Source organism: Peribacillus sp. P4_D6, from assembly GCF_056401795.1.
Map to the genome: position 1 here is coordinate 22,471 of NZ_JBFUIQ010000048.1, position 6,000 is coordinate 28,470.

The window sequence follows — 6,000 nt, forward strand, 5'->3', positions numbered from 1 at the left end:
AGCTAATAAAGTATTAGAAAGATTGGCGTTAAATTAACGAAGGTATTGCAGTTGGTACTGGTAAAGATATGGATTCAGAAACTGCTAGAATTGCGATTCTTTCTGGTGCACCTTTTGTTGTATCGCCGTATTTAAACGACAATACAGTTCGGCTTCGTAATCGGTATCGAAATAATATTATTATTCCCTTGTTTCTAGGGTATAAATAGAATTTAATACAGATACCTTAGTCAGCTAAGAGAAAACAAACGATAGGGGATAAATAAAATGACGTTTAGTATTTCAGCAGATGATTGGAAGGATCATTTTAAAACAAAGTAGAGGAATTGAGCATACCTGCTCAGTATTATTTGTTTCGTAATTTTTTAGAACAAACTTTATGTTATTCAAATAATTTGAGCGACAAAACAAGATGGGTTCTTATGCACATCTTAGCAGCCGAAGTGAAAACCTTGAAACAGTTTGATAAGGATACATACTATGTATATATTAAATGATATAGAGCTGGAGAAAAAACAAGGGTTGTAGAATAAACTCTTTCAGGATTGATTCCATTTTAAAGAAATAAAGCAAAGAATATAGCAAGGGTAAATCATACATTAGCTATAAATGGGGGAATAGGGGCTTGAAATTATATACTTAAAAAGTTAACAAAGAATTTTTATAACTCAAAGAATCATTAACTTCCCTATCTTCTTTATAACCTGATAACTTGTGATTTTTAACAGCTGATCAGAAAGGAATGAGGAGGATCAAGTTTTATAAAGAAGAAAGAAAAGAGGAAGTAGTAGGTGGAGCAGAGATTTTAGTTTTTTCTTTTGATAGCTTACTCCCGTATTAAGTATGAAAGTCCATACTCATTATAGTTTGCCTTATGGTCCTTTTTGTTCCTTAATAAAAACAAGAATGAAAATTAGTAAACTGTTATAGAAGGAAAAATATATAAGAATAACATCAGAATGTTTGATTATGGATTTATAAGTATCTTTGAAAAGGTGGCGTTCAGTTTGACTTTACAACAATTAAAATATGCACTTGAAGTAGCAAGTAAGGGATCTATGAATGAGGCAGCAAAAAGTTTATTCATCTCCCAACCAAGTTTGTCGAATGCTATTAAGGAATTAGAGAAGGAAATAAAAATAACCATATTCATTAGAACGAATAGAGGAATTGCTATTTCTAATGAAGGAGCTGAGTTTCTAGGTTATGCCAGACAGGTATTACAGCAGTATAATATGATTGAAGAAAAATATATGAGTGGAAAACCAGCTAAGCAACATTTTTGTATTTCAACCCAGCATTTTACTTTTGCAGCCAATGCTTTTGTAGAACTTGTAAAGGAATTTGGAGCTTCTGAGTATGAGTTTACACTTCGTGAAACGAAAACTTATGAAATAATTGAAGATGTGAAGAATTTACGAAGTGAACTGGGGATTATCCATTTAAGTAATTATAATGAATCAGTATTATTAAAGCTGTTAAGAGAAAGAAATATTAGTTTTTCAGAACTATTTGTTGCAAAACCACATGTATTTATTAGTAAAAAACATCCATTGTCTATCAATGAATCTATTGATTTGGATGAATTAGATGATTATCCATGCCTTTCATTTGAACAAGGAGAATACAATTCTTTTTACTTTTCAGAAGAAATTTTAAGTACAAGAATTGTAAAGAAAAATATTAAAGTAAGTGACAGAGCAGCTATTGTTAATTTCATGATTGGTCTCAATGGTTATACCATTTCTTCTGGAGTTTTTCCTAAATATCTTCATGGAGAAGAAATTATTGCAGTTCGTCTTAATGTAGATGAAGTCATACGGATTGGAACAATAAAGCATAACGATGTCACATTAACAAAACTGGGAGAAATATATTTAGATGCATTAAAAATGATTGCAAAGGAATTATAAAAGAAAATCGACTTAATAATAAGTTTGATATAGTTATTATCTATATCAGGTTATATTATTTCAGTATTATACTATATCAAAACAACTCATTATAATATAAATGATTAAGGGAATAAGCCGAAAAATAAACATTTGGAAAGCAGAGTGTGATTTTGATATGGGAGTCCAAGCAGTATTTGCATTTGTTATATACGCTCTAATAAATGCCTTTACACCAGGACCTGGAAATATCCTGGCATTAAATACTATGACCAATTATGGATGGAAAAGAGGAAAGCGTTTATTCTTTGGGATATTTATAAGTTATTATTTTGTACAAGCGTTATGTGCAGTATTTGTTTTCGGACTAGAGAACTTAATAAATCCAATAATGTCCGTCCTTAAATATGCGGGAGCAATTTATATTTTATGGCTGGCATATCATATTGCCATTAGTAAGCCTGACAATAAAAATGATGTGAAACAACCTTCTTTTTTAATTGGTTTTGTTTTGCAAGTTGTTAATGTAAAGATATTTATATTTGGTATAACGGCTCTGACAGGATATATTATTCCATATTATACGTCATTAGGTATGCTAATATTTTTTGAGATGATCATTGCTACAATCGGTACTATCGCTACCTTGACTTGGATATTTTTTGGTGGATTGTTTCAAAAGACATATTCCAAACATTTTCAAGTGATAAATATTATTTTGGCGCTATTACTTTTGCAATGTGCAGTTGGACTTTTAGTACAGTAAAGAAAAAATTAGAAATTGATTTTATTTTCAAAAAACTGGTGGAACAATGATCATTTTATATGATATTTTTAAAATAAGTGATATATCAAAAGTTGCATATAAGCTGAAGTTAAAACAGCAAAGAATAGGTCTGTAAAATAGGCAGCTCGTTCCACATTTAAATAATCTCCAATGATTTTTCCATCCAATGATGTCAGCATGTGGCATATTATATATGGTCTATCCAAAGTTATTGCTCCTTTCATAAAAGTAGTGGTTGTATACATCATAATTCTTGTGATTGATATAAAAAAAGCCCTGTATAACAGGGCAATTCTTATCATCAACTTTTATTTTAATTTGCTATATTCCTCATCTGTTACTGATTCTAACCAATCCGGTGTACCTGCCGTGATTGCAATGTGTTCAAACCAGCTATCTTTTGTAGCACCATGCCAGTGTTTTACACCATCGTGGGTGACAATAACATCACCGGCTTTTAAGAATTGAGCAGGTTTTCCTTCTTCTTGGTACCAACCTTCGCCACCAGTTACTAATAAAAGTTGGAATCCATCACGATGTATATGCCAGTTATTTCTGCATCCTGGTTCAAAGGTCACATTCCCTACACCTACACTCACTTTAGGGTCAGCAATTAATGGTTTAAGATAACTTTGTCCCACAAAAAATTGTGCATATGCTTCATTTTTTTCGCCCACTGGGAAAATAACGCCATTTTTTACTTCTTCATGTTTTGCCATTTTAAAACCTCCGATAGACTTAATTCTTTATTATTAACCAACCTGAACAGTTGGACGAATAATCAATTCATTAATACCAACATCTGATGGCTGCTCAATTGCAAATGCAATTGTACGAGCAATACTGTCAGCATCAATTGCCACTTTGTAAAATTCAGCTAATCCCGCTTTCATGGCAGGGTCTGTTGTCGTTTCTAACAATTCGCTGCTAACAGCCCCAGGAGAAATATTGGTAACTCGGATATTGGTGCCATTCATCGCTTCTTCTTGGCGTAAACCTTCAGAGATGGCTCTTACTGCAAATTTGGTACCACAGTATACTGTTCCACCAGGGTAGATGTTATGTCCTGCTACTGAAGAAAGGTTGATAACGTGACCGGATTTGCGTTCTCTCATAGATGGAACGATACCAGCGATGGCATACAAAACACCTTTGATGTTGACATCAATCATTTTATCCCACTCATCAACTTTATTTTCAGCTAGAAAAGCTTGTGGCATGATTCCAGCATTGTTAACTAGTACATCAATTTTGCCAAACTCTTTAAGTGCATAAGCAGCGAGTTCTTCCATTTGTAGACGAGAAGTAACATCTGTCACTTTATAAATAGCTTCTCCGCCATTGGTTCTAATTTCTTCTTGTAATTTCTTTAATCGATCTTCACGACGAGCCGCTAGTACCAACTTTGCTCCTTTAAACGCAAGTTCTTTTGCAGTAGCTTCTCCAATTCCAGAAGAAGCACCTGTAATAATGACAACTTTATCTTGAATATTAGACATAATAAATAACACCCTTTCTTAATTTTCAGGAATAATTTCATTTACGCAAGCTAATGCGTTCAGTGTTCTCGGAAAGCCCATATATGGAAGGCAGTGGGTGATGGCGGCGATCAATGTTTCCTTGTCATTGCCCACATTTTTGTTACCCTGTACATGTGCCTTCACTTGACCTTCAGCACCACCTAAAGCAGTAATGATGCAGAGCGTTAACAATTCTCGTGTTTTCAAATCAAGTCCACCACGGGTGTATAAATCTCCGAAGCAAAAAGTGGATAGATATTCCTGTATATGCTTTTGATTTGACGGAGCACTCTCCTGCATTTTTTTAATGACATCACCAAATATCTTTACTTGCACTGCAAGTCCTTTATCAAAACGATTTTCTTCATCTACAGTCTTTTGACTTTCAATCGGCAAAGCGATATTCTTTGCTTTGAAAACCTCATTGACTTCATTGATAGCATTTAACGTTTTTGGGAATCCGATGTATGGAGCACACTGGTAAACAGCCTCTTTGATTTCGACAGATGTTAGCCCAACGTTTAGTGCGGCGTGAACATGAGCATTCAACTGAGGCAATGTTTGATTGGTCGCAAGAACAACCAGTGTGATCAACTCACGCATCTTATCATCAAGGTTACCTTGATAAAAAACTTCCCCAAAAATGAAATGGCTTAGAATGTCCTGAAAATCAGGATCAGTAGCATGTGCGGCAGTTATTCCCTCACCAAAAAGCTGTTTGAACTTTTCCTGGCTCTTTTCAACACGGTCCATAACTAAACCTCCTCTTTGAATTTAATTAACTCTTCTATTACTCCAAGTTAGTAAAATTTGATGTGTTAGTAAATCGCATATTGATGCGGTACCGCACATCTGTATATAATATAAAATGAAAAGAGGATGTCTACAACAATCAAAATGTTACGTTCTGTACGTTATTGCACAAGTTAATTGAAATTGTGCGTTAATTTTTAAGAAAGTTTGGTGAAAACCACAATGTCTAGGGTGGATAGAAGAGTACAAAAATCTCAAGAAGCAATAAAAAATGCTTTTATTGAACTAATGTCTGAAATAAGTTTTGATCATATTACGATACAAGATATTTCCGACAGAGCAAATGTCGGACGCAGAACGATTTATGACCATTACATGGATAAATTTGATCTACTTGATAAACTCATTGAAGAACATATTAACGAACTAAGGATACTCTGCGAATCGGCATCTGAATTAAATTTTGTCGAGGGAAATCTAATTTGGTTTGAATACTTTGAACGTAATCATTCATTCTTTTCAACAATGTTAACGAGTAAAGGAGCCCCTGCTTTCCGTAGTCATTTCCTAGAATTTGTAATCCAAGAGTTAGACGGTGAAGTTGATGTAACTGAAGGGAAAAATCAAGGTTTAAGTAAGGATTTAATTCTTAAATTCTTTGGAGCAGCAATAGTAGAGATTGTAGAAGTGTGGTTCAATAATGGATTATCAGAACCGACACAAGTCGTGGCAGAACAAGTGGGGCTTTTGTTAGATAGGAATTTATAGTTAGAGGATAGTTTTGTCAGATACAACGAGATTGTGAAGAAATATACTTAAACTACCGGTGCGTTAGTTTAAGATCGGAGCTGTCTTTTAAGGCAGCTTTTTCTTATGGCACTAACGGGGCAGCATTCCTGTTAGAAGGATGTTCGAAGTCTTGAAAGAAAAAGAGCCCTCTTGTATGATGCATGAGTGTCAACGACCATTGACTCAGCATCAAACAAGGAGGACTTCTCTATGCAGTTTAAATGGAATGAAAAAATTAATCAAGTTACTGAAAATACAC

Annotated in this window: 6 protein-coding genes; 3 read left to right on the plus strand and 3 right to left on the minus strand. The window is 34.1% G+C overall.

Features of this window, described 5'->3' with window-relative positions; translation table 11 throughout:
- Positions 1-1,007: 1,007 nt before the first annotated feature.
- A complete protein-coding gene (locus AC1DVB_RS15345; RefSeq protein ID WP_089364622.1) occupies positions 1,008-1,913 on the plus strand; it encodes a LysR family transcriptional regulator in 906 nt (301 codons plus the stop codon).
- 157 nt (positions 1,914-2,070) lie between these two features.
- Positions 2,071-2,658, plus strand: a complete 588-nt coding sequence (locus AC1DVB_RS15350; RefSeq protein ID WP_089364623.1) for a LysE family transporter — start codon at positions 2,071-2,073, stop codon at positions 2,656-2,658.
- A 329-nt stretch (positions 2,659-2,987) separates the two neighbouring features.
- On the opposite strand, the gene AC1DVB_RS15355 is transcribed toward AC1DVB_RS15350, so the two are convergent.
- From AC1DVB_RS15355 to AC1DVB_RS15365, 3 genes are read right to left on the minus strand one after another with little or no spacing between them, the layout of a single operon-like run.
- Positions 2,988-3,398, minus strand: coding sequence for a cupin domain-containing protein (locus AC1DVB_RS15355; protein WP_477589862.1), 411 nt, complete (start codon positions 3,396-3,398; stop codon positions 2,988-2,990).
- Between the two features lie 33 nt (positions 3,399-3,431).
- Positions 3,432-4,178, minus strand: a complete 747-nt coding sequence (locus AC1DVB_RS15360) for an SDR family oxidoreductase (RefSeq protein WP_477589864.1) — start codon at positions 4,176-4,178, stop codon at positions 3,432-3,434.
- 18 nt (positions 4,179-4,196) lie between these two features.
- Positions 4,197-4,952 carry a carboxymuconolactone decarboxylase family protein gene (locus tag AC1DVB_RS15365; RefSeq protein WP_477589866.1) on the minus strand — a complete coding sequence of 252 codons (756 nt, stop codon included), beginning with the start codon at positions 4,950-4,952 and terminating at the stop codon, positions 4,197-4,199.
- Between the two features lie 222 nt (positions 4,953-5,174).
- Between AC1DVB_RS15365 and AC1DVB_RS15370 the strand changes: the two genes are divergently transcribed.
- On the plus strand, positions 5,175-5,720 hold the full coding sequence (locus tag AC1DVB_RS15370) for a TetR/AcrR family transcriptional regulator (RefSeq protein WP_477589868.1): 546 nt from the start codon (positions 5,175-5,177) through the stop codon (positions 5,718-5,720).
- The last annotated feature ends 280 nt before the right edge of the window (positions 5,721-6,000 follow it).

Bases quoted from the DNA above. Each gene is read 5' to 3' on its own strand.
- AC1DVB_RS15350 (WP_089364623.1), top strand. From the start codon at position 2,071: ATGGGAGTCCAAGCAGTATTTGCATTTGTTATATACGCTCTAATAAAT.
- AC1DVB_RS15355 (WP_477589862.1), bottom strand. From the start codon at position 3,398: ATGGCAAAACATGAAGAAGTAAAAAATGGCGTTATTTTCCCAGTGGGC.
- AC1DVB_RS15360 (WP_477589864.1), bottom strand. From the start codon at position 4,178: ATGTCTAATATTCAAGATAAAGTTGTCATTATTACAGGTGCTTCTTCT.
- AC1DVB_RS15365 (WP_477589866.1), bottom strand. From the start codon at position 4,952: ATGGACCGTGTTGAAAAGAGCCAGGAAAAGTTCAAACAGCTTTTTGGT.
- AC1DVB_RS15370 (WP_477589868.1), top strand. From the start codon at position 5,175: ATGTCTAGGGTGGATAGAAGAGTACAAAAATCTCAAGAAGCAATAAAA.